Below are 1130 nucleotides of genomic sequence, written 5' to 3'. Positions count from 1 at the left end.
TGGAGTTAGTTTGGCAAAAATACACAAATGGTCACGGCTTCAGTTTCTTATGTTAGAATGTAAATCATGTTTTGAAACTGTACACACTCGGAGTACAAATGAAAACAATATATGCTTGTGTCGGAAAGGTATATATGAGCTGATGGTAGAGTCGTCATCAACAACAATGGCCCTGATTTGATAAACTCAGCAGGAATACTTGCTATTCATTTTTTTATGATGGGGGTATGTTTACAAATTTGAGATTTCATGTAAAAAACAGGGGTATCTTATTATGATAAAAACATCAAGATACCCCTATATATAATTAGGTGTCATAACCGACAGACGGAGCGTGCTTGTTTTGCAACTATGCTTTGTTCTGTTTCTATATTCTTTGTTTCGTGTTTTTCAGCAGTATCTTGCTCCTGTGGCGGTGCGGTACAACGACAAAAATCGTTTCCTCTGTACGCTATTATTTATAAAGGTGTAGGAATCTTATTAAAAGATGAGAGATTCTAACTTGCACCTCTTGGCATCGTTCCGTTCATCACAATAATCATCGGATACTCGTGTTTTACTTGCTCTGCATGGCAATCCTTGCGGTTTACAACCTTACTGATAAACCATTGTCTGAACAACAAGGCTTGGTATGTATCCATTTGAAGTGCTATGGCGATAATCACTTCCATATCATAGACATGCGCAGAATATCCATTTTCAAGTTTGATGTATTGAGAAAGCTGGAAATCTTTCAGCACACTTTGTTTCCAAATGCGCTTGATGGTATTCTTCACTGCTGTCCCTGTTACATTCAACAGTTCGGCAATCTCCCAAACTGTCATCCACACCTCACCATGATGTGGGGCGTAGATGACCATTTCTTCTTGTATTGTTATCACTTGTCGTTTCATACTCTGCCATTTATAGTGTTAGTATTATCGTTGCAAACATTTCCAAACGTGAATTCCTCAATGTTATTAATCTGCTGAGACAACTTTTCCACGTCTTTGCTCAATTTCTCCTTGGTAATCTTGGCATACACCTGGGTTGTCTTTATGTCCTTGTGACCAAGCATTGAACTCACGGTTTCTATTGGAACTCCGTTGGAGAGGCAAACCGAGGTTGCGAACGAATGACGGCTCATGTGC

The 1130-nt window shown here is 39.1% G+C and carries 2 protein-coding genes; both read right to left on the bottom strand.

Features of this window, described 5'->3' with window-relative positions:
* Nucleotides 1-497: 497 nt before the first annotated feature.
* Nucleotides 498-881 carry a hypothetical protein gene (locus tag DW917_RS13670; RefSeq protein WP_233524747.1) on the bottom strand — a complete coding sequence of 128 codons (384 nt, stop codon included), beginning with the start codon at nucleotides 879-881 and terminating at the stop codon, nucleotides 498-500.
* Nucleotides 882-889: 8 nt separating this feature from the next.
* A partial coding sequence (locus DW917_RS13665; RefSeq protein WP_147344197.1) for a tyrosine-type recombinase/integrase occupies nucleotides 890-1130 on the bottom strand: 241 nt, incomplete at its 5' end.

The organism is Prevotella sp. AM42-24 (assembly GCF_003461825.1).
GTDB classification, from domain to species: domain Bacteria; phylum Bacteroidota; class Bacteroidia; order Bacteroidales; family Bacteroidaceae; genus Prevotella; species Prevotella hominis.
Note: the sequence above shows the minus strand (reverse complement) of the source record. Positions and strands in the feature narration are given on the sequence as shown.